Below are 23,602 nucleotides of genomic sequence, written 5' to 3'. Positions count from 1 at the left end.
TCAAAGGAGTTATAAATTATGTCATTATCCACGCGCATTGCCCCGCATCTTCCCTATCTTCGGCGTTTTGCCCGTTCTGTCACTGGGAGCCAATCCTCTGGCGATGCTTATGTATCAGCGATGTTGGAAGCGCTCATTGCCGACATTTCCATTTTTCCCAAAGCCTCCAGTGACCGGATTGGGACCTATTGGCTTTTTTGCCATCTTTTTGATCAAACCACCCCGAATATCCCTGAGCCCCTGCCACAATTTGGAATTGAACACAAAACCAGTGCCAAATTATCCTATCTGACACCCCGTGCACGGCAAGCATTTTTGCTCATTGCCGTTGAAGGATTTAATGAACAAGAAGCCAGCGAAATCATGAATCTAGATACCAAAGAGTTTCGCAAGCTTCTCAACCAAGCCTCGATTGATATTTCTCAACAAATTGCCACACAAGTGATGATTATTGAAGATGAACCTCTTATTGCACTCGATATTGAGCAAATGGTAGAAAGTCTAGGTCATCATGTTGTGGGCATAGCCCGCACGCATGATGAAGCTGTCATCATGTATCATAAGAAAAAGCCACGGTTGATTTTAGCGGATATTCAGTTAGCCGATAACAGTTCAGGCATTGATGCGGTCAACGAGATTTTGAAAAATGATCGTATACCGGTGATTTTCATCACGGCTTTTCCCGAAAGGTTATTGACCGGCGAGCGTCCAGAACCAACTTTTTTAGTGACCAAACCTTTTAATCCAGATATGGTGAAAGCGCTTATTTCACAGGCTTTATTTTTTCAAGAGAATGCTTCTAAAGCAGCTTAGAACAAAGTAAATCTCTGCCATTATGATCGTTACGCCTCTTTCAAAGCCTCCCATGGATAGATCTCATATCAGCGCGCTCATGCAAGCGATTCGAGGTGCTGATATTTGTGTTCTCTATCAGTCAACAAATCTGGTTTATTTATGGGCTGAAAACTTGCCACACCATTTGCACCATAAATGGCGGGTTGGGTGTCGTGACAGCGACTTTTTTTCGCTTGACCTTGCAGACCATATGGAAACCATTAAACTGCAGGTTTTAGCCAGTGGCAAAATGCAAACTGTTGAAGCACGTTTTGAAGATACGAGCAAACAAGAGATTTGGTACAAATTTTCTATTGATTGCCACCGCAATGACAACGGAGACATCATTGGTATTATTACCACCGGTGTGAATATTTCCGGCTTACGTCGCCGTGAACAAGTGCTGAAAATTCTCCTTCGCGAGGTCAGCCACCGTTCTAAAAATCTTCTAGCGATCATTCAAAGTATTGCCAGCCAAACGGCCCGCTATACTGAATCCCTTCAGGTTTTCTTACGCAAATTTCAAGGTCGTCTTCATTCTCTTTCTCATTCTCAAGATCTGATCACCGATTCCGATTGGCGTGGTGCCCAATTTCGTGAATTGGTCCAAACGCAAGCGTTTGGCTATTTAATGAAAGAAACAGAACGTTTTTCACTTGAGGGTGTTGATCCTTATCTTTTTCCCAATGCCGCTTTGCATATTGGTTTGGCTTTTCATGAATTGATTGTTAATTCTCTTTCTTTTGGAGCTCTTTCCCAAGAAAAAGGCCACGTCTATGTATGCTGTGAAATCGAGACACAACTAAATGGCAAAACGCATCTACTCATCACTTGGAATGAACACTTTGAATCCGGCACCCTTCCCGCAAATGATAAAAAAGCTTGTTTTGGCAGTGCTGTTCTCGAAAAAATTGTTCCCATTTCTGTCAATGGTTCAGCTTCTTTCAAATGGACAAAAGAAGGGATTGTTTATTGCCTTTCTGTTCCTGATACGTATTTTGATATTTTTTCTTGAAAAAACCTTTCAAACCATAAACTTCCTCTCTTCAGAAAAATTTCTAACCTGTTCAGCTCTATTTCTGTTCAGTCCAAAGATAGTTTTTCCCCTCGCAAAAAACCGTAACAATGAAAATCCCCCAATCAAAGTCCCTTTCCTGCTGTCCATCAACGACCATCCCTTGCCATATATTTTAGGATAAAATCTCAAAGAATGAAGAGCAAGATATTTCAGCTTTTATATGCCAAATCAGAACGGACCTATCCCCCTGTCTTTTTGTATAATTTTCTTGTGTCATTTCCCCCATGCACATACCTTTTCATTTTGCAAAAATGATGAAATTTTAAGGATTAAAGCCAAACATCACTCTTCGAGCTTTACGGGACTTCAAGTATCCATGACAAAATCAATAAACGAATGGAAATTCACAATTTTGATGCTTTTATTGATCGCGTTCTGGATCATCCTTTTCACACAAAAGAGAACATCCAAAACAGCAAATCCCTTTTCCCTTCACGCACTTGTTTAATATTTCTCAATGCTTCCAAGCTCATTTCAAAACAGCGCCTGTAAATAAGGTCTTCTCCCCCGTAAAGTGAGCCATCAAGCTCCCCCTTCTGCACCTTCATACCCCTTGACCCACTAAAAGCAACCGTTGAGCATCATTATACCCGCCATAAAACAAACCCATTCTATTTCCCCGTACAACACCTTTGACATTAGAGAGCATTCATAAGAGACACTTTTAGCGCTTTTTTCACAGATTTTCCCCACCAGTTTCCCCCACAAGCTTGGCTTTTATGATGTGTGAGCCAATGATTTTGATTGATTCAATCTAGAAAATTCTTAGGGCTAGAAAATTCTTAGGGTTTAGAAACCGCTTGGAACGAAAAAACTCTAAAAACGTTTAACAACGAAGAAGCCCTAGGCTGACAAATTGGAGCCCACGCTGCCAACCCCGCTCATTTGGGAGATATTTTATGAATCCCCTTATTTTTATTCTCTTATTGGTTTCATGTACAGATGATTTTAACAGTTGCTATTCCAACAATACCATGGCTAAAATCTACCCAACGGCTCAAGCCTGTGAACAAGCCGTGATGCCAACCATAAAAAAGTTTACATTTTATGGACAACAGATTTTTGCCCAATGTATAAGCGTACACCCTCATGGACATCAACAAAAAGTAAAATTGATCTGGTCTGTAACAAACCACGGAAATTTCCTGCTTAAAAGCCAAAATGTCAATGACAAGAGATCGACAGTCCAAAAAGAAGACATTTTACCAACATCGCTTCCCCTTTTGCATTCTTCTTCCACAAACCTCTTGCACAAAAAACTTTAAACGCATAAAACCCATCAGATCTGAAAAAAATAATCGATAGAAGACATGATGGATAATAAACCAATGCAACCTTCAAAAGACCATCACACAGAGCAAAATCCTCTGCCCCAAGATCTCCCCTTAGATCCTGCTGTAGAGCGGGTGAGAAAAAAACTGATGGGTTTAATGATGATTTCCGTTTTAATAACGCTCTTTCTTATTCTGATCGTCCTGTTTTTAATCGTTTATAAAGTTACAACGGGATCTGCGCCAAAACAAACAGAGCTCTCTTCCTCCCATAGCAAAAATCCACACGTTATTCACCACACGCTCTCCCTACCGAAAAAAACACAAGTTTTGTCGCAAAGCCTCTCAGAACACAATATTAGCCTCAAGATTTTAACCCCTGATGGACAAACAAAACTTATGATTTACAACTATCATACCGGTGAACTGATTGCCGTTCTTTCTATTGAGACAACAGAAGAAATATTAACAACAATGCCTCATTAAGCAAACCAACATCACCGGTTTACACAACATTTTTGAATCTTAAAAATTTTCCTCAGCTTAAAGATGGGACCACTTTTACGACAGCGGATTTTTTCTCTATATCTCCTCAATCTACTTGCACGCCAAGAGATAATCTTCTTTGTCGCCCCCTATTTGCAATGTTGCCATGACAACGCGAAGAATGAAAATTCAAGGAAAACGCAAGAAACCGTACCTATAAATTCACAATTACACCAACAGCACCACAAGCACTTATACAGCACTCTTGAGGTATTTAAATATTTTTCTCAGCTTAAAGATGAGACCACTTGTGCGACAGTATTTTTTCTCCGTCTCCCCTCACCTCTTCGAGATAAAGAAGCAATCTTTCAGTCAAGGCATTCCCATTCTTAAAAAAACGGATATTACCTATAAAAACTCAAATGAAAGGGCGAGAAATACACCTTCTTGAGTCAAAAATTCAGCCTATTGATTTATAATGATTATTTATTTGCATGCCAAACGAGTGCTTCAAATACCGTAAGATTTTCTCATTTCAACTCTATCCATGATGAAATTCATCAAAATCATTTCCTCACACATCACAGCAAAAACCTATGCATAAAAAGCTCTTTATGAACTGATTTCAAAAGCCAAAGGAAAAGACTATTGCAACATTGATAATAAAAGCAAGAAAGCCCAATTTTCACCTTTTATTCAGTAAAAGCAACTGGTGGCTTTCACAGTATAGCAGCCCTCCCGTAAGTAAAATGGACTTGAGTACATTGAGAAAGATTAAACACCACACGTGCATCAACAAAGCAATCTGCCCTTCATAAAAGAACCGCCTCTTAAAATACACAAAACGCGGATTTTTTCTATATCCCATCACTCTATTCATAAGCCAAGAGATAATCTTCTCCTGTCCCCGCCTCATTTATGAGGTTGCTCATGAAAGCATTAAAGAAAGTGCAAGAAAGTGCACCTAAATACGTCACTATACTAACAGCACTACAAACACTTAACAGAGCATTTTTAAAGCGCTTAAACATTTTCCTCTGCTTCAAGATTGACCACACGGCGACGACGCGTTTTTCTCTGTATCCTCTCACTTAATCCCGGCAAAGGAGAAACCTCTTCTGTTGATGGTGATGCATCCCCATTTTTTGAATTTTCTGCTGTAGTCAATGAAAACTCAAGGGATGACGGCTCTTTAGTCCGTACCGTACGCCGGCGCGGAGAACGACGTGTTTTCTTAACAGGTTCACCATTTTCCTCAGAACAACCATTCTCCTGACCTGTTTTCTCCTCCGCTAGAGCCTCGACAGCACTTTCACGCGCATTAGCATTTTGTGCTTCGACATATGAATCATGACCATTTTTTTGCGACTTTTTCTGCAATTCATCTGTGTCCTGTAATCCATCTGTGTCACACGCGACAGCCTCTGTCTTTTGCCCTACAGGATCACTTTCACTGCATTCTTGTCCGTTGTTTTCATCACGATTTTCATCCCCACGCGCTTCATCACGTCGAGCCGATTGAGCCATTTGCCCAGCTGCGGCTAAAATAATTCGCAAATAGTGCTCGGCATGTTGTAAATAATTCTCCGACATCACGCGATCCCCCGCACCTTGTGCATCCCGCGCAAGACTGATGTATTTATCGGCAATTTGCTGAGCATTTCCGCGAATTTTAACATCCGGACCGCTACTTTCATAATTACGAGACAACGGGTTAGGACCGCGACGATTATTATTGTTATTACCATTATTATTATTATTATTATTGCGACCGCGTACCCGTCTATTTTGTTGTGGCCTCATCTTTATCCCTTTATTGGAGTGTGTATCTTAATTGACTCTTCTGCATTGCATTATTTTCATTGCATTATTTTTGATCATGCTGCTCATGTTTAACATACGGTTATCAAGCTATCCGCGTTTTATTTCACTCAAACGAACCCTACTGATATTGATAAAAGCATATATTTTCTTGAAAATCACAAAACAGCAGGGAAATTGTAAATCAAAAATTCCCTCTTTCTCTGTCAACCAGCAGAAATCTAGTGATGTTCACATAAAATGCCAAGTGTTTTTTTTAAAATAAACCATATTTCACTAAAAAAATAATTACCTTGTGGAAAACAAAAAGGAGAACACACATAGAACATACCTAACAAAGAACAAACGCTTGCCAGAGAACATGGGAAGCTTCCCTTTTTCTGCCCTAAAACCACTTTTTGCCCTAAAACCACCGCTCCTAAAAACGCCGATATTCCTTCCCCCTCGTGCCCTAAACCCATAAGCACTTCTGCCCTAACGAGTCACTGCGCGAACCTCTTTATTTTAGAATATAGCCTCTCTTCACCGCTAAAGCAACCCCTGCGAGCGATAATTCACGATCGCTTCACAAAATCTCTTAAGACTCTTATAGATAGATTAATATGAAAGATTATTCAAGCCCTAATAATCATCAAAAGACCACTTTTCTTTCTCAAACATGCCAACGATCCTCTTAATTTCTATTTTAATCCCATAGATTTTTAAGTTACCCCCTTCTTCATTGATAACAAATTGAGCCTAAAAACTAAATAGTTAAATACAAAAAATATCAAATTGTTAAAAAAACAACATGTTACACTTCCTTAAAAATCGGATTCTTCTCAAAAAAAAACGCTCCCCCTCAAAGTCTATCCATAAGAATAACATAATGCATTTCTTCTCTTATCCTTGTCTTATCAAGAAAACTGGGGAGAATAAAAAACCCATTTGCCGCCCAATAAAGCGCTTTACGCATAAAATAACCTTGACGTTTATCCCCTTTTAAAAAAAACAAATGTTTTTTACTCAGTTTTATCATATCTATTGACTCATTTATTGTGCCTCTTAACTGTGTCCCCCTCAAAGGACGCGGATTCTTTTTCCACAGCAATCTGTCCACAATCCGAACTCTTTTTAAAACTCGTACAACAAATTGATTATAAAGATCATTCATCTTTTTTGTTTTAAATTTTTGTATTGAGTAAAAAACCTTCATACCGTAGGATTTTTTCATCCTCAATCTGGTTCCCTATTCAATCAATCAAATTCATTGCCTTACACGTTACACACGAAGGAGAGTCTTTGCAGAGTAAAAACGATAAAAAAGACTCAAAATGCCTCTTATGAACTGTCTCTAAAGCTTAAAGATTGTCCATGACATTGGAGTGCTAAATATATGAGAAGCGCTGGCTTGCACTTTTATGAAACAAAAAGAGGGGGGGCCTTATAAGTTTTATCTCCATAAACATGTTATATATTTCATGAGCGCCTTCCTTATTGACGCAACACCGTTTCAAAATGGGCTTCCCCACGCCTGTTATTTCCCTTAAATGAAAAGCGTGCAAAAGTTCCCCTGAAAACGCACCATGCCCCTTACAATGCGTCAAAGAAATCTCCATAGCTTATACGATTACATCTTAAATGGACCAAGGCTTGTACAAAATTAAAGACATTTTAGTGGTATAGAAGATATTGGTATAGAGGCAGAGAACAATGGGGCGTTTTTTATCTTTGCATCACAAATCGTATTCTTTTAACTTTCCGTGTAACACTTTAAAAATGATTGCGTTTTCTACCTTTTTCACTTTCTTTTTCATTGAGAAAACAGTCCCGTAAGAGAAAATAATTTCCATCCCCCGGTCGGACCATTGTCAAACATTGTTTTTTTGCCGTATCAGAAAGCCTATCCCACATTTCGCGAATATCAAAATAGGCCTCACTTTCCAAATTAAGACAATGCTGATAAACTTCTTTTTTCATATCGGGCATCACGGAAGCAGAAATTTCCTTGCAATACACGCGCAGATCAAAAACAGGTATAGCCAATTCAACAGGCGTTTGTTGTGCTATTTTTTTGTGAGAAGAAAAATAACTGACCACCTTTGCAAAAACAAAACATAAAATCACAATACAACAGACTATCATGCAAATAAAAGCAATCTTGCGATATAATCTTTTGAAATAAGCCTTTTGTCTTGCGCGGATTCTTTTTTCCATAAAGATTATACCCTTTACACACTCCAAGAGAAGCTTTTTACAACCCAAAATGATAGAAGTATCTTTTTTACACAATACAGGATATCACAGCAAACGATCAATACGCTTAAAGACTCTTTTTTCTCTATAGCATTAATATTTTTACTGTTTTTTATCATAGAAAACTCTTATGAAAAACCTTTCCCCTTTATGAAAAACAGAGATTATCATTTTCTTACACCAGCCTAAAAGACAAAGATTTTTCATCCATCCCACTCTGTAAACAGTTCGTCTTCGTTAAGACACATCCTGTTGATTGATAAAGAATGTTCATTATTGTGTATGTTGAATGAGAAATCCGACTACCGTAAAATTCATTTTGCACCTTCATCTTTACACTTATGAAGAAGCAAGCCAGCATTATTACACTATTTTCCAGCTCTAAAATGTTTTAACAGCCCTTGACGCTTGAGATACTCCACTAAGAAGCATGTCTTTCTTGAATCGTTTTTACCCACACGCCAATCCCGCTTATACTATGCAAGCAAATGTTTTTGATTGATTGAAGATAAACAGGTTTGAAATGAGAGAACCTTACGATACTCAGGGTTTTAAATTCAGATTGCATAACGCAAAAAAACAAAAAACACACACCTGCATTTTTACTTTAAATTCGCCCATTGAGATAAAAAAATACCTAAGAATTGAGCAATTTCATTGCAAAAGGACATCACAAAATACAATGATGAAAATAACGAATAAAGAATCCAAAGCTATCTCAATGACAGAAATAGAGTGCTCCACCTGTGAGACAATAAAAAAAAGCCGCATCATCAAATAATGCGGCTTATGAATAGAGATATAATTTAAATAACATAGAAAAGAAATCAATAACCAATACTTATACACAAAATGTATAGTATTACAAGATTTTTAATTATATTTATAAAACCTATCCAAAGATAAGTATAAAAAATGAGCGATGAACGCACTTTTTTATCTCACTCATCTGAATGAAAAAAGCCCGTTGTCTCTATTCTTGCTCTAACCGTATGAAGAATAATGCATTTTTATTGACGGGGCCCGTTTACAGTAACGCACGCTCTATCAATTTTGACATTTTTAAAAACATTTCAAACGCGTAGAAATTCCATGCCCCAGCGAAAATAGAAACAAGGTTTTTCTTCATCGCTACCTTCAACGCAAGGATATCACTATCATCACTCTTTTCTATTTTTGCTTTTTGAAAAAAGAAGGAATCCCCTTAAAAGGCTAAGAAGAAGTCCCTCTAGAAGAGCCTATAGGGATTTTTTGGGGCAATAATACTACTCTGTATTGTTAGCGGCTTATGTGTTGTAATTTCTGAAACAAAACTGCTTTTATCTACAGATGATTCTAATTTAATTTCTGATGTATACATATTAGTCTCTGGGAAGGTTATTTCACTGCTCACAATCCTGTTTATAGTGCTTTGGTCATCTTCTTTTGCATTTTGTTTCTGTTTGGCATTGTCAAAATCGAGAGTCTCTAACTTTTTTTCTAAAGCATCCATACGCTTTGAAATTTTTGTCATATCTTCATAGGTTTTTTTCAACAATGCGTTCAAAGGAGCATGGCCCATTCTCCCGCTGGCATAAAGCACCACACGAATACATTCAGGATCATCAATATCGGCAATAGAAAATGGAAAAAGAGCCATTATATCCCCCTTTTGAACAGCTCCATGGAGCCTTTGAGTCTCTTTTCGCTTTGCACGGCTCTTTCATTTTTCGAACAACCGCGTAAAAGACTTTTCTTTATCGAAAATTTTTACAAAATATTTTTTTAAATAATTTCTGTTTTCCACCTAAAATGGTGATTTTACCTTCTTCCCTCCCAAAAAAAAATGCATAACGACATAGCATACTTTGTCGACTTCTCCCAACAGAACAAAGCAAACCTCTATCGCTCTTTAAACAATTCCCATCGATAAACACTAGTCTGGAAACAATCCGGATTCTTGGTCTAGCATCTTCCACTTGGATTTTCCCTTCAAACGCTCTCTATTGCCACAGCGCAAAGGAGAGGATTTCATAAAAGCGCTACGAGCAAGCTCTACTCTGAAGATTTACTCAATTTTCAATACTGAATGGATCAAGCGATCTGACGCGATATCATCACCTTCAATGACAGTATTTTAATGATCAACCGACATGATAAAAATAAAACTATCCCTGCGCTCTTTATCATCGCCCATCAAAGTGTTAAACGCAAGCACTCTCAACAATGGATCACGACACCACAAGAGAAAGAGAGATTGGATAAAACCTTTGATTTTTTAGATAAAAACTCTATGAATGAAGGAGGATTTTTCTCTCTTTTTAACCCCTCCCCTGAAGGATCACGATCTGTTTTACCCGCTAAAGAACAAGAAGCAAAAAAACCTTTACAGATCCAACAAAGGCAGTACAAGAAGTAAAATCATCAAGAGGATTTAAGGGATTTTTTTCAGGAGCGTCTTAAAGCTTTCTGCACGATAGATTCGATAAAGCTTTTTTTCATCATAGAAGATTTTGCAACCATTTTGCTCTCTCTTTCTATTTCTCTTAAAGCTTTCATTCTCAGGCTTTGATCGCATAAACCACCGCCATATTGACAGGACGTGTTTCATCCCCTCCTGTTTTTTGCAACAAGATCTTATGTTCATGCTCTCCCGCAGCCTCTGTCAACATATTTTTATTGTAGACGATAGCTATATGTCTTTTATATATACCGCTCTCTATATCGAAAACTGCGTTATCAGTCTCTGACAAACTATGCTGGTGTTTGCCTGTCGAATCTGTTTTTCCTTCATGGGTATGAGCTTTAAAAGATTCTTCTTGTCGACTTCCCAAACAACGTCCTTTATCAAGGTTTTTTCCACTATCGAGCCCCCGTAAAAACATTCCCCGCAAATCGGGAACATTAAATGTTGTTTTTCCATCTCCTTTTCCCCATGTTTCCCCCAAAACAGCAAAGAGATTGGCATAGCTCTTTCGCGCATATTCTTTCCCATCACACAGCAACCACCCAGAGGGTATTTTTTCACTCGCAAAAGTTCCAATAAATCCGGATGAAAAAGATTCCGGTAAAGGAGGAAAGGGCGGAATTTCAGGAAGTTTTATAGTAGGATTGGTTAAAAACCATCCATCAGCATTTTTCCCAGCAATATCATGCGTATAGACGAGTTCATAAAGCCCTCCCTTTTGGATTTCTCCCCCCTTTAAAGGCATGATCCCCTCTGGCGTTGCCATATAGGTTGGTCTTGGAGGCAACTGATTTAAAGAAACATTTGTCACCCCTCTATTGAGGCCCTGTGCTTTAAAGCGCACCACAATGCCATCCATATAGGTCTCAAAAAAAGATTTTGTCGCCAAACGAAAGGATGTCCTCTTATTCTCGTTATCAACCGTAAACTGTGTTTCAATCACGCCCCCATTATCCAACAAATATTCTTTGATACGTTGCATCATAGCGCGCGCACTATCATTGACTGTACTTGGCGGTTGCCCTTCAGCCCAGTTTATATTTTCATCGACATAAGCATTTTCTGATGCGATGATTGACCAATCATAAATCGAACTCATAGGAGACACTCTTTTTGCAAAAAGGAAAGACGAGCAAAGAGGGAAGAAAAGAAAGCCAGAATTTTATTTTTAGAAGCCGGTATTTCCTTCATTTTTTTCATTTTCAGCCCTATTTTGTCATAATCCACATGCAGTAATTTTGTTTTCGCATTGACAAAAACAGCTTCCGGTTTCACACGCAACACTTCTTGCGCCAGAACGCCCTGATAGCGTTGTGGATTTCCTTTATAATTAAAGCTATAAAGGGAATATCCTTTTTTCTTTCCCACAAGGGTAATATTTTCTTTTGCTCTCACATCACAAAGCCCTAGAATTCCTCCGACCAATCCCAGCACTTGCTGGGCATCACGCAACGGATCTTTTGTCACAGAAGGGATTAGTGTAGATTTTCCAGAAGTTGTTCCGTAATTTCCCGCCGCCTGTGTTCCGACCTGTAACAAGCGTTCTAATCGGTTCCAATCTTGATTGTCTTTTTCTGACCATTTTTGACGCTCCGCATCCAAGATATTTTGACGGTTGAGATCTTGAATCATCCCCCCTTTCAGAGCATTTCCTTGCACATTACTCTGCCCTTGATAATAAGCGTTTGCGGCATTCACTTGATCATGCTGAGAACGATCAATCATCTGGTTTGCATTCATCATATTATTAATATCTTGATTATATTGCTGTGCTGTTGCATTTGTAGCCAAGGCGCCTAGTTCATCAGCGAGCACGCCGGTATGGGCTCCAGAGCCATAACGTCCCGCTCCAGACATCGATTGATTAATAGCGTCAGAAGTTTTATTGAGAGCATTTTGCAATGCCATATTAAATTTACTATTGCTTCCAATCCAATTTCCCTTCGCCATACTGGAAAGATTTGTAGCGCTGTTAGTTGGTGCATTTAACCACTGAGTTACCACAGGATTATTATAAAGCCCTGCAGCTTGTTGTAAACCGGACAGCGCATTTGTTGTCATATCGCTAAGACCCGCAACGCGCTCTCCTTGATAAACATTTCCGCCAATTCCTTTATTATAAAGCCCCTGTGCATCTGCACTGGCTTGTTTAAGAATATCCGCTGCCCAAGCAGGGGGTGCATTTGTTTGTGTTGTTGTCTGCACTTGAGGTGTTTTTTTTCTACTCATGGACCCAAAACCTTTCTATATTGAATAAGATTACGAGAATATCCGTGATGAGCGAGCCTTTTCGCCCATCCAATTCTTCCAAACATGTGTATTTCTTCAGCCTTGATTGTTCGCGCCCATTTTTCGACCTCATCAATCAATTTGACCAATTTCAGTCCTCCCTCTCCAGCCAAATCTGAGAGAACGACGCATTTTTTTCCCGTATGGGTACTTTCAACTTTGGTGATTGCAAAAGCACTAAATTGGATTTTATTTTTTAAGACCATCCACAATTGCGCTTGTCCTGTAGCAATTTCTTCAGCAATTTTTTCCAAACAAACATCATCTGGAAAGCGCTGAGCATATTTTTTCAATGCCGCATTAAGAGGCTCTTGATAGGGTGCTATTTTTTCCCATGACCATTTCTCTGTCAGGTAAGCCGAATAGATATCTTGATGATCTTGCATCATGATTTTAGCTTTCTTAATTTTTTACGCACACCTTTAAGAACATCCCCCTTGCGCCCTTCACGCGTTCCATCCTTAAGCGCACACCATTCAAAAGGAAGAGCCCCTCACCCTCCCTTTGTTATAAGATTAAGAGAGCCCCTTTTTTATAAAAAACCATAGTACAAACTCTTTCCGATCATAAAGAAGCATCAGCCCTGCCTTATTCCTCTGATGATCATAGCTTAACTATCGCATACATTTTTTATTATAGAGACATGCCTATCGCATGCATTTTTTATTATAGAAGCATGCCTATCGCATGCATTTTTTATTATAGAAGCATGCCTATCGCATGCCGGCTGACATCAATTCCACATCAAATCCCGTGACATGGGTCCAATTCATCCCCTCAGGGATACGCAATTTAAAGCGATAAAATCGTGCCCTTGCGCGACAATGAATTTGGCCAGTATTATGAGACGGCTGTTTTTCTGGTAACCAAACCGTTTCCTCTTCAAGAGATTGTCGAAAGCGCATTCCCACAGACAAATAAAAATTTCCACTATTGACTTGAGGCATAATATTTTTCACCCGTGTTATCATGCCATTTGTCTGCCCCATTTCTTGTGAAGTGACCACACAAGCCATAGGAGAACCAGAAAACGACCCCAGTCTACCCTGTTGATCAAATGCCCCCAGAATAGGCGATTCATTTTTCCAAGCTTTACTATCGAGAGAAAAGGACAAATCATCAATATTCTTAGCCACAAAATCAAGACCTTCTAGCGTTGTTCCGGTCAAGAAAATGGGGAGGATCATTTTGATATCCACGAGAGCTTTTGTCCATTTTTGCAACCCCCAATCATAAATGAGCAAGATCCGTTTATGAAGGCTCTCATCGCTATCCACCATCCAATAAACACGATTATACACGCCATCGATCGCCGCAGACATGGTATACAGATTACTCTGTCTTGATTTTGCAGTCATGGTTCGATCAACTTTTTCAAAACCAATGGATATAATCTGCCCGTCATTTGTTATTTGATAAAAACCGCCCTCATCGGCAAAGAAAGCCAAGTCACCGCGACAAACAATTGATTCAGCATTTTTTGCGCCTCTTTTATCGTGGATTTTTTGGAAACTAAAAATAATCTTAGAGCCGGGGATAAAAGAACCGGCATAGATTGCAGAACGCATAAAGATAATGGGATTTGTTGTCTCAGTTGCCCCTTGCACGAAACCGCCATCAGGAAAATCTTGATAATCGCAGCTTTTTTTCCCCACGGTCCAAAATTCTGCATCATTAAGTCCCGACCAATGAACCCGTCTTGGATGCTCGGTTAATTTCATCAAACAAACGAAATCTCCCCAGATACGAACGATCCCCGCTTGTGGTGGATTTCCCCCTAAATTTCTAAATGTTTTATCATGAATAATATCGATCACTTGTGGTTTATCATTGGCATTCACCGCAATAATAAAATCACCAAACAAAGCAAAAGACCACGGCGCGTCAATATTCGCCATATAAGCCTTTCCCCTTTGGCTCAAATCTTTCCACTTCATTGTTGTATTATCAAGCAAGAAGATTTTTTCTCTTGTCCCGACAACAATAGAAACACCATTTTTTGTTTTAACCGCAAGAGCGCCTAAAATAGGCTCCGGACATGGCTCTGACAAAGGTTCAAAATTTGGCATAGGGATATAGGAGCCATCAGCTGGGAGCACATTGACAAGTTCATCAGTAAAAATTCCATTGATATCCGCCACATCTGGTCGATAATCAGCGATTGGGAAAAAAGCCATCAAGCCCCCCTAAAATGTTTGAAAAACCCAGTGCCAAAGCACCAAGGCTTGCTCATTGAAACCAAAAAAAGCCCCTAGAATGAAACTCTAAAGACATAAAATTGCATAAAGATACAACTATAAGTTGCCAAGGCCTCGAGAAAAGTGATCCCACCCATCATGGCAAGCCCACTGCCGCTACCTGCGTTCCATTAAAATCACCCGCCAGCACTCAGTCAATGCCAGCCGCCAATGCCAGCCAGCGCTTCCTCAGTATTGAGAAAAAAACTTCATAAAATTTTTGAAGAACCCAGTGTCAAGATCCCCATCTATTTCAAGAGAGACCAAGGTTTGCTCATTAAAACCACAAGAGCCCTTAAAACGAGAGCCCAAAAACCCACAAAGAAACAACCTAAGATTGATTTTCTCTAAAATATCAACATCCACAGCTCCCATCAGCGGCTCGCCCTCAACACCTGCCTCTCAAGCTCACCCAAACCTCAACGCCACTCCAAACTCCAACACGCCTTCAATCCCCAAAGTGACTCTTAAACATAAGAGCAGCTCTAGTCCTCAATGCCCAATTTGCCATAAGCAATTGAGAAAAAGCCTTTTTTTAAAAAAAACCATTGCCTTTTAAAAATTCATTGGGCGAATCTTTAAAGAACCTTTTCTGCGTGATGTTTCAATGCGTAAAGCTTGAAGCTGTTCTTGAAAATCTCTAAAAGAAACGGCAGCATATTCAGGATCTTTAAGGATATTTTTATAAAGTTCATATTTTGCCCGGGCTTTAATGAGATCAAAAGCATAAATCAACCAAGGATTATTGTCCTCTTTAAGCTGTTCATCGGCTAAATGAATAGGCGTATAAGAAAGCTGTACGATTTCGACATTTTCTGGTGTTGGAAAGAGTCCTATTTTTTGATCACGGATGGTATAAAAGAATGGAGTTCCTAACTCAGGATGCATACCATATTGTTGATGCAACGCTTCCAAGGGCTTAAAGAATAACTTTGTTGGTGTTGCATTTTTAGTTGCCAAAAAGACGTCAGCCAAGCTTTTTTCTGATTCAATAAAAACCCCTTCTGCCTGCCCATACCATGTTTTACCACTTTGTGTATTAAATGTTCTTTCTATCTTTTCATTAAAGAAAAAGGGTTCGCGCTCACACAAACGCAAAGCTGTAACAATTGAATCTTGAATTTGCAGGGAATATTCAGCTGTTGTATCGTCAATTTCATCTTGAATAAGCGCGACCATAGAGGCAAAAGTTTTAGAGCGGTCTAAATGTGTAAGATCGAGATTGTTAGGATCAACGGGTGCAATAGTCATAAGCCTATCCTTTTTCTGAAAGTATTTTAAATTCCCCCCCCAACAAGAGAAGTCTGTTGGGGGGAAAGAAGTAAGCATTTGCTTTAAGCAGGTGCGCCATAAGTTGGGATGACAATGGTGGCAAAATCTTGAGCCCCTTGCGTACTTCCAGGCAAGGTAAAGCAGGTTTTTTTCATACCAATAATGGTTTTTGCCGCGACTCCGAATTCTCTTTCATAGTCGAAGAGTTCTTCCACCAATTTATAGCGTGTAGCACCGCGATCTTTTCCAAAAGCGATCACAGCACTTTGTGCACCGAGCAGCACCGCACGACGTACATTAGGGACAGCTTTGTTTGCTGTTCCCGATTCAACCCCTTCGGTAACATGTTCAGCTTCGCGTAAAACGACACCATTATACATACCCAAAGATCCATCATAGAGCGGGTTTTTAAGACGGCTTCCACTATAGATTGCCTTAGTAATATCGAGCCATTGCCCCGCATCGGTATTGGTTCGCAATTGTGTTACTTGGGTTGGATGAAGATAAAGCACATAGACATTTTCCCCATCGATCCGTACGGGTCTAATTTTAGGATTAGCCAGCTTCGCCCGTTCAACCGCTTTATCAACCAGATCAAGATCAAAAGTATCATTTTCTTTTAAATCTTCATCTTTTGTTTTTCCATTAGGGCGCAAAACGCGTTTATCGGTTGGTGCCGTTGGAGCATTAAAGCCATAATGCACGGGTTTGAGTGTAATGGATCGTCCTTCAAAGTTAATGGCTTTTGCGGTATATCCACACACTTGAATAAAGAACATCAAACTCAAGCGATCCGCATACCAATCAACCAAGCCATTTTTGGCTTCGGTCCGCAAATCGTGGAGAATCCGCTGTTGATCAATAGTGCCTTCATTTTTAACCCGCACCGCATGAACAAGTTCATTAATCGCCAAGCGATCATTGAGAAATTGCAGGGCTTCTTCATTTCCTTCAACTGTCTGCCCTTCACTAACCCCATCGCCGAGCAACTGTACGCGCAAATTAAAGCTAATAGCATCACCACTTGCTTTGGTGGTTTCATCCTTTAACTGTACGATACTGTTTGAATCATTTCCAATTAACGGTGCAATCGGGATTGCTTTTGAGACTTCTTGATTTAAGAGTTTAGACCATGTGCGCACTGCCATAGGGTCATTAATTCCGATATAAGTTACAGTCATTTTGTCCTCTAAAAGTTTATTGCCATAAAAAAACCCAGCAAAGTGCTGGGCACTTAAAACACCACATTTCATTTTGATGGTGGCTTAAGTTGTTCTTGTGTATTTTGTTTCTGTTAGCGTCTGCCTTTCCCTCCCCCTGATAAGAGCACTCCTCACCGCATCTGTACTTTGAGAAAACTCCCTCCACTCACGGCCCCGTTAAGCCCACGCGCGCGCATTCCCCGCACCAGAAACCTTCTCACGGTCCCACAAAAAATATCCCCCGCATTCCCCGCGCCAAAAGCTTTCTCACGTGTCCAGAAAAACATCTGCCACATTCTTGTTGTTAAAATTCTCTTCCCCCCATTAAACGATTAAAAGCCGCTTTATTTTTAGGATCAGCAACCCAAGTGCTAAATTCTGCTTCTGACATTTTATCCAGCATATCCAAAGAAATCGGCCCATTGGGTATCAAGCCGTTATAAGCAGCAAGAGTCCGTGCAGAATTGTGTCTTTCCTGTAAATTTTCATTCATGGTATTCTGAACATTGGTATAGCCAAATTTTTGTGCAATCGCGTAAATCACTTCAGCCGGATTTTGATTTTTTTGCGCACAATCGCGCAAGATCTGCTTCAATTCATCACCAATCCTTGCATCAATATTTTGGGGATCAGCCATTTCAGGATAGAGCGAAGCAAAAGCTTCCAACTGTTTCGCGCGCGTTTCATAAATAAAATCGGCTGCTTGATCAAAATCATGGTGCTTTTGTTTAACACTTGCCACAGACTGCTGATAAAATGCCTGCAACTGTTCTGCTTCGCGAACCGGAGAAGGTTGTTGTTTTTCCTGTAACAGTCCTTGTTTTTGCAGTGTTTTTCCCAACCATTGCATATAACCCATAAAGTCCTTTTGTGGATCTGGCGGCGCATTTTCTTCCCCCTGCACCTCTTTTCCGCCTTCTTGAGAAGAGTACTGCTGCTGAAGCCTTTGCCCTTGAAAATTATCTTCCAAAGTCTTTTCTTCTCTTCCACTGCCCCCCTCTTCTCCCTCTTGTGTTGAGGCAAGAAAATCCTGTTTCAAATGGTTTTGTTCTGCCGGCGTTAAGTGTTCTTGATCCATGACATTAGCCTTTTCTTTTCTAAAAACAATAAAATGAAATTTTTCCGATAAAACAGCCTATAAGCATTGATCCCCTCAAGGCTCATCTGCTCAGATGATCTCCAGCATGTCGCCCCCTGTGCGCGCGCGCCGCGCCACCATGACGGCAAGATCTGCCTCCCAGCATATTTTCACCCCTCAACCTCACGGCTTAATAACGTGTCTAAGATAATAAAGGGAGGCGACACTGCGCTGCATAAGCAACATCGTGCTTCGGCATAAGCGACACTGAGATGGAAATTTACAGCCCCCCTTCAATCAATAAAAGTCATCCAAGATCGCACATTATAAAGCCTCCTATTGTTGTGCATTTGCTCTTTGCAACATCTGCATAATCTGCTCTGCTCCAACATTACGGCCCATTTGCGCAGAAGCATTTTGCTCTTCTTGAAGAGCATTTTGCGCCTTTATCGCAATTTTATGAATCAGTGAGGCCGGTAAAGGTGAATAGCGTAAGAGATCGAGCATAATTTCTGGTGTTGCAAAATTTTGCATCAAAGGAAGCAATTGCATGATCAGCGCAAAAGTCCGCTCTTTTTCATTAAGACTTGTTGGTGCATCATCCACAACAATATCATATTCCAAACTTGTCACCATTTCACGTGTTAAGGGAACATATTGAGCATTTTCATCGCCAGCGATACGGACCAACCGTCCATCGGAGAGATAATTTTGAATAAGATAGAGAATAATTTTTCCCTGTCGTTGCCGATATCGACGCAAAGCATCAAAAAAGGAAGCCAAAAGATTAAGGGAGGATTGTCGCCGTTGTTGTTCCAGAATACCAGGCTGATTAACCGCTCGTGTTCCAATAAATTCAGAAGACAAACCCGTGACCTGTTCGAGTGCGCTCTTTGCTTCATTAAACAATTGAAAAAACCCTTGCGGGAATTGTGCCACGGGTTTAGGCTGAATTCTTCCCCCAGCCACAGCCCCACTTTTCAACCAAGTAATACTATCGGCTCTTGCCCAACTCTCGAGGGCTTGTTGATCATCATCAAAAGCATCGCGTTCAGCCATAATCCCGCCTTTTGATTGACTATTGAGCAAATGCATCACTTGACTAAAATATTTATTTGCCCAGCGTTGCGGATCTTTTGTAGGACGCACAAGCCCGTAAAAGTGTCGACTTAATTTATCAAAAGTACCGGTAATACACTCCCATCCCAATTGACCTGTTGGCACCAAAGGCTTATCAGGAGCATCAAGCAACTTTCTGCCCAAAAATGCCCGTTTAACAATTTTTCTGCTCAACCTTGTTGCTTGAAGATCCGGAAATTGTTTCTTTAAATTTTGGAAATCTTGCTCCAAATAGTCGATAAATTTTCCGCTTAAAGGATCAAGAACTTTATAGACCACCTCACGTTCAAACCAGCGACATTCAGCCAATGTTACCATTTTAGGACGTTGAGTGCTTGTTCCCTCTTCTCCTTCAGCCTGATACCCCGCTTCTCCCTGATAATGTTGTGTCATGCCAGCGTTTGTTGGGTGTAAAAAACTCTGATGTTTCACCCAATCAGCATGAAGATCGCTCCAATGCACATGAGGGAACATTTCGGCCGCCACAGCCAGAGGTTTTTCATCAATATACCACAAGCGTTGTGCATCAATAAGATTAGGCTTAACCGCACTGGCATCCCAGACCATTTTCATAGGATCCAGCCGCGCAATAATGGGTTTTCCTTGTGGATCTTGCTCATAATCAAGGCGCGTATCTGTCCACCCCATACCACAAATAATCGCATCTTGAAAAGCATCGGAATCTTCATATTCCCCATCAGCTTCATCACGAAACCATTCAGCCGCCCCTGTCAAGATCTGGTTGGCAAAGGCTGCGCCTTCTTGTCGTGGAATAAACTGGACCTGTCGTTTATTATTGCGTTCAGCGCCAATGACAGCATTAATCAAAGGTGCAATACGGTTAAAAGTCATCACTGGTCTGTTTTGTTCGTTCAAAACAGCCAAGTCTTGTTCATTCCATTGCCGACCATTATAAAAATCGTAGTCTTCTTGGGCATTTTTTCGCCATTTTTCGATATGAGCAATATCATCCTGATACCACTGCACGAGTTTTTTAAAAAGCGCTTGCTGTTCGAGTGTTTCGCTTTGATCGAAAGAAGAAAAAGAAGAATCTGTAAGTATATTCATTAAAAAGCCATCCATGAAGTTTGAGAATGGAGAGAAGAATGATAAGTTTTTTTTCGCGCTCTCGCATGGGGCTGTTCATAAGCCACACACATCAATCCAAAGGCATCGGCCCCATGGCTTGCCCAATCATGTTCAGCGCCAAGACCAATATTGCGCTGTTCATCACGCTTTTCATGATACCAAGCGAGCGCTTTTCTCCCCGCAGCTGTTGTGTCACGATTAAACCATAGAGCAGGAAACAAACGCCTTACGGCTTCGATACGCATTTTCACAGCGCCCGTTCCCTGATTAGGAATGATTTTGGTTTGAAAACCAGCTTGTTGCAGCGCACTTTCAAAACTGACATTATAGACACGATCTTTTGTCGCGCCATCATGAGGCAAGACCATCAGCGCCTTTTCATAGCCTCTTTGAAAGATCCACCCCACATGTTCAGAGAGTGGTTGACCTTGGGCTTCATAATAATCGAGCACGCGTATTTCACGTCCAACAAATTGCGCCACCCACAAGGCTGTTGCATCGGCTTTGGCACCGGTTCCCCCGATATCCCAAAAGATTTTCACCTGCATCAAAGGATCCCGTGGAACGGTTGTAATCCGCCCTTCCATCTCAGCTTCCAAAAGACACCTTTGATAATAAGCTCCTTCAACAGCTTGGAGATATTCACCTTCCCAAATATGGTTATACTGCTCTGGTCTTTGCTGCAAATCGCTCAATCGATCCCGATTAAGCTTTTCGGGAAATTGCGGATTATCGCGCCAATTAATTTCCGCGCCTTTGATATTAGGATTTTCGCCCTTTCGAAAACGTTTTTCCACGGGAGCATTTTCACGATATGGGTTCCAAGTAACCCATAATTCTGCATTCCAACCGTCTCCCTCTTCGCGCAAAGTTGGGATAAGGGTTTGCCAAGCGGTTTCAGTGACCGGCTCCGCCTCATCAACCCAGCAAAGGAACACCCGCCCCATAGACTTAATACTAGCGATATTTCGATCAAGCCCCGCGAAAACATAGACGATGCGTCCATCTTTTGATTTAATATATTTATCGCCGATTTCATAATAATCTTGCAGAAAAGGGTAAGCTTCAATAGCGCGTTTAATTTCTTCCAATGAGCTCTCATTGAGAGAATTTTGAAACTGGCGTGCACAAAGGATAATCCCGCGTTCTCCTGCCATTCCATGGCGATATCCCACCACGGCAGACATCAAAGCAAAAGAGCGTGTTTTTCCAGAGCCCCGTCCGCCCCAAGCGACTCGAACATCGGCTTTTCCGGTAAAGACAGGAATAAGCTTTGGAATAAGAGCCACTTGAGCCGTTTTCTGCTCCATTTTTTGAGAAATTTTCTGAACCATTGTCATGATCAATTTTTATACTTTAGCAACAATAGAGCTCCATATTTTTGATGATGCGAAGTTTCATTATTCCAGAACCATTGAAGGAAAAATGCTTATCTCAAAAGCGCTCTGTTCATTCTCATACGCAATACGTCCCGCTTTTTGGGCACTCCCCTTTTTTGCATGCGCCCTCTTGATGCCCCAAACGCCCCCCACTCCCTCGAAGCGCGCAAAAAGCCCCGCCCCTTGAAACACCGCACCCCTGTCCCCCACAAAAGCACGGCATTCCCCCCATCAATTTCAGCGCTCTCCCACAAAAGCCCCTAAAAGCTCAACATCATGCCAAGCCCCCACCCCCAAAGCCTCTCCGCCCCACGACACCTTTATGGCACCATCCACCAAAGCCCCTCCAGCACACGCCCTTAACGCATCATCCGTCTCCACCTAACACCTTCCAGTATCACAAGCGCCTACCAGCACGATAACCTCCAAATGCCCTTGTTGCCCCATCCTCCCCCAAAGTAGAGCCCCTTCCAAGACAGCATCTTTTCTCACCCGCCTCACATTTTTCAATATCACACGCTTGAATTTTCTTAAGGTCACGCTTCAAGATCACACTTTTCCGATTGGGTCTCTTTTGACTTCACGGGAACAATCTCAATCCGCGAAATTGTTTTGACATTTCCTTCTCCTGTCACCTGCAGAGGCAAAACTTTTGCCAACAGCGAAAAAAAAGGCACAGGATTATTTAGCGCATGATATTGCAGATAAGACACCAATCCATCTTCTCCATAGTGAGATCCAGCTTGTTCAGCGGCTGTCAGTAAGGCTTCATTAAACCGCTTGGTTGTTTTATTCAAAGCCCCTTTTTTCCGCCCTTTTCGACGTAAGGGAAGACAATTTTTCTCAGCCATCATCATGTTCCTTTCAATCAAGAAAAACCAATTCCATGACATAAAAGAATGCCATGAAAATCAGCAACGAATCTTCAAAAGCACTCCACAATGAAAAAAGCAAAACCACCCTCAACAAGCCAAAAGCTGCCATAATACTGGACCCCTCAACTCCAAACCTCTGTTCCCATTCCATGCCCTCACAAAAGGACAACACGCCCTAAAAGCCCACACAACGGGTCAATCCTCCAGCTCCTTGAACGTCCTTTTCTTATTTTACAGATCCACGCCTTTACGCTTTTCTATCTTTACAGAAAAATCCTCCAAACCATCACCCCACACCACTTTAGTCAACACTGATCTATTAACCATCAAACTTCTTGTGTAGCAAAAGATCCCCTACGAACTTCAGATCATCACCCTTCAAACGGATAGTATGCCTTGCCTTATCCCAAATATTTCTGCTCTCTTCACCACACCTCAGAACAACACTCCTTTACAGTATAACCGCACAGCAAATATTTTAATTTTTCTTGCCAATCTTTTGAAATTACTTTATTGATAAGTCTGTGTTTTTGGTCGTCCACGCAACGGTCAAATAGGGAGTTGAAAACCCGAAAACTCGTACATGAATTTGTCCCACTATTGTGGGTATCCCGGAATTCCGGGAGCTTTTGCTATGTCCAAGTGTGTCTAACACACTAAAAGCAAAGAGCTGATTCGAGTTCAGTATTTTCAACCTCCCGGAATACTCATGCGAGGGCGCTCGCAACCGGCGGGGAGCTTGAAATGCAAACCAAAAATCCACGTTTTAATGATATTTCGATTGGCAAAAGAATTCGTCATAGAAGAATTTCAATGCGGCTTTCTCAAAAGGAATTAGGAAACTCTTTAGGTGTCAGTTTCCAACAAATCCAAAAATACGAAAAAGGCTTC

General features: G+C 40.8%; 22 protein-coding genes. 6 read left to right on the top strand and 16 right to left on the bottom strand.

Annotation, left to right across the window (positions count from 1 at the left end; translation table 11 throughout):
* Positions 1–18 precede the first annotated feature (18 nt).
* The 4 genes from PVV70_RS09405 (at position 19) to PVV70_RS09390 (ending at position 3,669) form a co-directional block, all read left to right on the top strand.
* The gene (locus PVV70_RS09405) at positions 19–813 is read left to right on the top strand and encodes a response regulator (protein WP_273758980.1); all 795 of its coding nucleotides are present in this window, start codon (positions 19–21) and stop codon (positions 811–813) included.
* A 22-nt stretch (positions 814–835) separates the two neighbouring features.
* Positions 836–1,849, top strand: coding sequence for a sensor histidine kinase (locus tag PVV70_RS09400; RefSeq protein ID WP_273758979.1), 1,014 nt, complete (start codon positions 836–838; stop codon positions 1,847–1,849).
* A 962-nt stretch (positions 1,850–2,811) separates the two neighbouring features.
* Positions 2,812–3,177: a hypothetical protein gene (locus tag PVV70_RS09395; RefSeq protein ID WP_273758978.1), complete on the top strand. Its 366-nt coding sequence runs from the start codon at positions 2,812–2,814 to the stop codon at positions 3,175–3,177.
* Positions 3,178–3,222: 45 nt separating this feature from the next.
* Positions 3,223–3,669: a hypothetical protein gene (locus tag PVV70_RS09390; protein WP_273758977.1), complete on the top strand. Its 447-nt coding sequence runs from the start codon at positions 3,223–3,225 to the stop codon at positions 3,667–3,669.
* Between the two features lie 1,023 nt (positions 3,670–4,692).
* Here PVV70_RS09390 and PVV70_RS09385 read toward each other — a convergent pair.
* From PVV70_RS09385 to PVV70_RS09375, 3 genes are all read right to left on the bottom strand, one after another.
* Complete coding sequence (locus tag PVV70_RS09385; protein ID WP_273758976.1) at positions 4,693–5,472, bottom strand: DUF4167 domain-containing protein; 780 nt, start codon at positions 5,470–5,472, stop codon at positions 4,693–4,695.
* Between the two features lie 1,770 nt (positions 5,473–7,242).
* Positions 7,243–7,686 (bottom strand): hypothetical protein, encoded by a 444-nt coding sequence (locus PVV70_RS09380; protein ID WP_273758975.1) that lies wholly within the window; start codon positions 7,684–7,686, stop codon positions 7,243–7,245.
* A 1,267-nt stretch (positions 7,687–8,953) separates the two neighbouring features.
* On the bottom strand, positions 8,954–9,364 hold the full coding sequence (locus PVV70_RS09375) for a hypothetical protein (RefSeq protein ID WP_273758974.1): 411 nt from the start codon (positions 9,362–9,364) through the stop codon (positions 8,954–8,956).
* Positions 9,365–9,844: 480 nt separating this feature from the next.
* Here PVV70_RS09375 and PVV70_RS09370 point away from each other — a divergent pair, with 480 nt between their 5' ends.
* Positions 9,845–10,123 carry a hypothetical protein gene (locus PVV70_RS09370; protein WP_273758973.1) on the top strand — a complete coding sequence of 93 codons (279 nt, stop codon included), beginning with the start codon at positions 9,845–9,847 and terminating at the stop codon, positions 10,121–10,123.
* A 142-nt stretch (positions 10,124–10,265) separates the two neighbouring features.
* Here the strand turns inward: PVV70_RS09370 and PVV70_RS09365 are convergent, their stop codons facing one another.
* The 13 genes from PVV70_RS09365 to PVV70_RS09305 form a co-directional block, all read right to left on the bottom strand.
* Positions 10,266–11,270, bottom strand: coding sequence for a phage tail protein (locus PVV70_RS09365; RefSeq protein WP_273758972.1), 1,005 nt, complete (start codon positions 11,268–11,270; stop codon positions 10,266–10,268).
* A complete protein-coding gene (locus PVV70_RS09360; RefSeq protein ID WP_273758971.1) occupies positions 11,267–12,400 on the bottom strand; it encodes a tail fiber domain-containing protein in 1,134 nt (377 codons plus the stop codon). The genes PVV70_RS09365 and PVV70_RS09360 overlap by 4 nt, the downstream gene beginning before the upstream one ends.
* Positions 12,397–12,849, bottom strand: coding sequence for a hypothetical protein (locus tag PVV70_RS09355; protein WP_273758970.1), 453 nt, complete (start codon positions 12,847–12,849; stop codon positions 12,397–12,399). The genes PVV70_RS09360 and PVV70_RS09355 overlap by 4 nt, the downstream gene beginning before the upstream one ends.
* Positions 12,850–13,173: 324 nt before the next feature.
* The gene (locus tag PVV70_RS09350) at positions 13,174–14,637 is read right to left on the bottom strand and encodes a hypothetical protein (RefSeq protein ID WP_273758969.1); all 1,464 of its coding nucleotides are present in this window, start codon (positions 14,635–14,637) and stop codon (positions 13,174–13,176) included.
* A 615-nt stretch (positions 14,638–15,252) separates the two neighbouring features.
* Entirely contained in the window at positions 15,253–15,948 is a 696-nt protein-coding gene (locus PVV70_RS09345) for a hypothetical protein (protein ID WP_273758968.1), read from the bottom strand.
* Between the two features lie 83 nt (positions 15,949–16,031).
* Positions 16,032–17,150, bottom strand: a complete 1,119-nt coding sequence (locus tag PVV70_RS09340; RefSeq protein ID WP_273758986.1) for a N4-gp56 family major capsid protein — start codon at positions 17,148–17,150, stop codon at positions 16,032–16,034.
* 152 nt (positions 17,151–17,302) lie between these two features.
* Positions 17,303–17,467: a hypothetical protein gene (locus PVV70_RS09335; RefSeq protein WP_273758967.1), complete on the bottom strand. Its 165-nt coding sequence runs from the start codon at positions 17,465–17,467 to the stop codon at positions 17,303–17,305.
* Between the two features lie 8 nt (positions 17,468–17,475).
* A complete protein-coding gene (locus PVV70_RS09330; RefSeq protein ID WP_273758966.1) occupies positions 17,476–18,249 on the bottom strand; it encodes a hypothetical protein in 774 nt (257 codons plus the stop codon).
* 336 nt (positions 18,250–18,585) lie between these two features.
* Positions 18,586–20,451, bottom strand: a complete 1,866-nt coding sequence (locus PVV70_RS09325; RefSeq protein WP_404977266.1) for a portal protein — start codon at positions 20,449–20,451, stop codon at positions 18,586–18,588.
* Entirely contained in the window at positions 20,436–21,797 is a 1,362-nt protein-coding gene (locus PVV70_RS09320; protein ID WP_273758964.1) for a PBSX family phage terminase large subunit, read from the bottom strand. The genes PVV70_RS09325 and PVV70_RS09320 overlap by 16 nt, the downstream gene beginning before the upstream one ends.
* Positions 21,798–21,857: 60 nt before the next feature.
* Complete coding sequence (locus tag PVV70_RS09315) at positions 21,858–22,046, bottom strand: hypothetical protein (RefSeq protein ID WP_273758962.1); 189 nt, start codon at positions 22,044–22,046, stop codon at positions 21,858–21,860.
* A gap of 27 nt (positions 22,047–22,073) precedes the next feature.
* Positions 22,074–22,217 (bottom strand): hypothetical protein, encoded by a 144-nt coding sequence (locus PVV70_RS09310; protein ID WP_273758961.1) that lies wholly within the window; start codon positions 22,215–22,217, stop codon positions 22,074–22,076.
* Positions 22,218–22,372: 155 nt separating this feature from the next.
* On the bottom strand, positions 22,373–22,687 hold the full coding sequence (locus PVV70_RS09305) for a hypothetical protein (protein ID WP_273758960.1): 315 nt from the start codon (positions 22,685–22,687) through the stop codon (positions 22,373–22,375).
* Positions 22,688–23,455: 768 nt separating this feature from the next.
* Between PVV70_RS09305 and PVV70_RS09300 the strand changes: the two genes are divergently transcribed.
* On the top strand, positions 23,456–23,602 hold a 147-nt coding region (locus PVV70_RS09300), incomplete at its 3' end, for a helix-turn-helix domain-containing protein (protein ID WP_273758985.1).

Source organism: Bartonella sp. AU55XJBT (assembly GCF_028618525.1).
Note: the sequence above shows the minus strand (reverse complement) of the source record. Positions and strands in the feature narration are given on the sequence as shown.

Bases quoted from the DNA above. Each gene is read 5' to 3' on its own strand.
- PVV70_RS09345 (WP_273758968.1), bottom strand. From the start codon at position 15,948: ATGACTATTGCACCCGTTGATCCTAACAATCTCGATCTTACACATTTA.
- PVV70_RS09380 (WP_273758975.1), bottom strand. From the start codon at position 7,686: ATGGAAAAAAGAATCCGCGCAAGACAAAAGGCTTATTTCAAAAGATTA.
- PVV70_RS09340 (WP_273758986.1), bottom strand. From the start codon at position 17,150: ATGACTGTAACTTATATCGGAATTAATGACCCTATGGCAGTGCGCACA.
- PVV70_RS09325 (WP_404977266.1), bottom strand. From the start codon at position 20,451: ATGGATGGCTTTTTAATGAATATACTTACAGATTCTTCTTTTTCTTCT.
- PVV70_RS09330 (WP_273758966.1), bottom strand. From the start codon at position 18,249: ATGGATCAAGAACACTTAACGCCGGCAGAACAAAACCATTTGAAACAG.
- PVV70_RS09385 (WP_273758976.1), bottom strand. From the start codon at position 5,472: ATGAGGCCACAACAAAATAGACGGGTACGCGGTCGCAATAATAATAAT.
- PVV70_RS09335 (WP_273758967.1), bottom strand. From the start codon at position 17,467: ATGTGGCAGATGTTTTTCTGGACACGTGAGAAAGCTTTTGGCGCGGGG.
- PVV70_RS09405 (WP_273758980.1), top strand. From the start codon at position 19: ATGTCATTATCCACGCGCATTGCCCCGCATCTTCCCTATCTTCGGCGT.
- PVV70_RS09360 (WP_273758971.1), bottom strand. From the start codon at position 12,400: ATGAGTAGAAAAAAAACACCTCAAGTGCAGACAACAACACAAACAAAT.
- PVV70_RS09400 (WP_273758979.1), top strand. From the start codon at position 836: ATGATCGTTACGCCTCTTTCAAAGCCTCCCATGGATAGATCTCATATC.
- PVV70_RS09350 (WP_273758969.1), bottom strand. From the start codon at position 14,637: ATGGCTTTTTTCCCAATCGCTGATTATCGACCAGATGTGGCGGATATC.
- PVV70_RS09395 (WP_273758978.1), top strand. From the start codon at position 2,812: ATGAATCCCCTTATTTTTATTCTCTTATTGGTTTCATGTACAGATGAT.
- PVV70_RS09365 (WP_273758972.1), bottom strand. From the start codon at position 11,270: ATGAGTTCGATTTATGATTGGTCAATCATCGCATCAGAAAATGCTTAT.
- PVV70_RS09320 (WP_273758964.1), bottom strand. From the start codon at position 21,797: ATGACAATGGTTCAGAAAATTTCTCAAAAAATGGAGCAGAAAACGGCT.
- PVV70_RS09355 (WP_273758970.1), bottom strand. From the start codon at position 12,849: ATGATGCAAGATCATCAAGATATCTATTCGGCTTACCTGACAGAGAAA.
- PVV70_RS09375 (WP_273758974.1), bottom strand. From the start codon at position 9,364: ATGGCTCTTTTTCCATTTTCTATTGCCGATATTGATGATCCTGAATGT.
- PVV70_RS09390 (WP_273758977.1), top strand. From the start codon at position 3,223: ATGATGGATAATAAACCAATGCAACCTTCAAAAGACCATCACACAGAG.
- PVV70_RS09370 (WP_273758973.1), top strand. From the start codon at position 9,845: ATGATCAACCGACATGATAAAAATAAAACTATCCCTGCGCTCTTTATC.
- PVV70_RS09305 (WP_273758960.1), bottom strand. From the start codon at position 22,687: ATGGCTGAGAAAAATTGTCTTCCCTTACGTCGAAAAGGGCGGAAAAAA.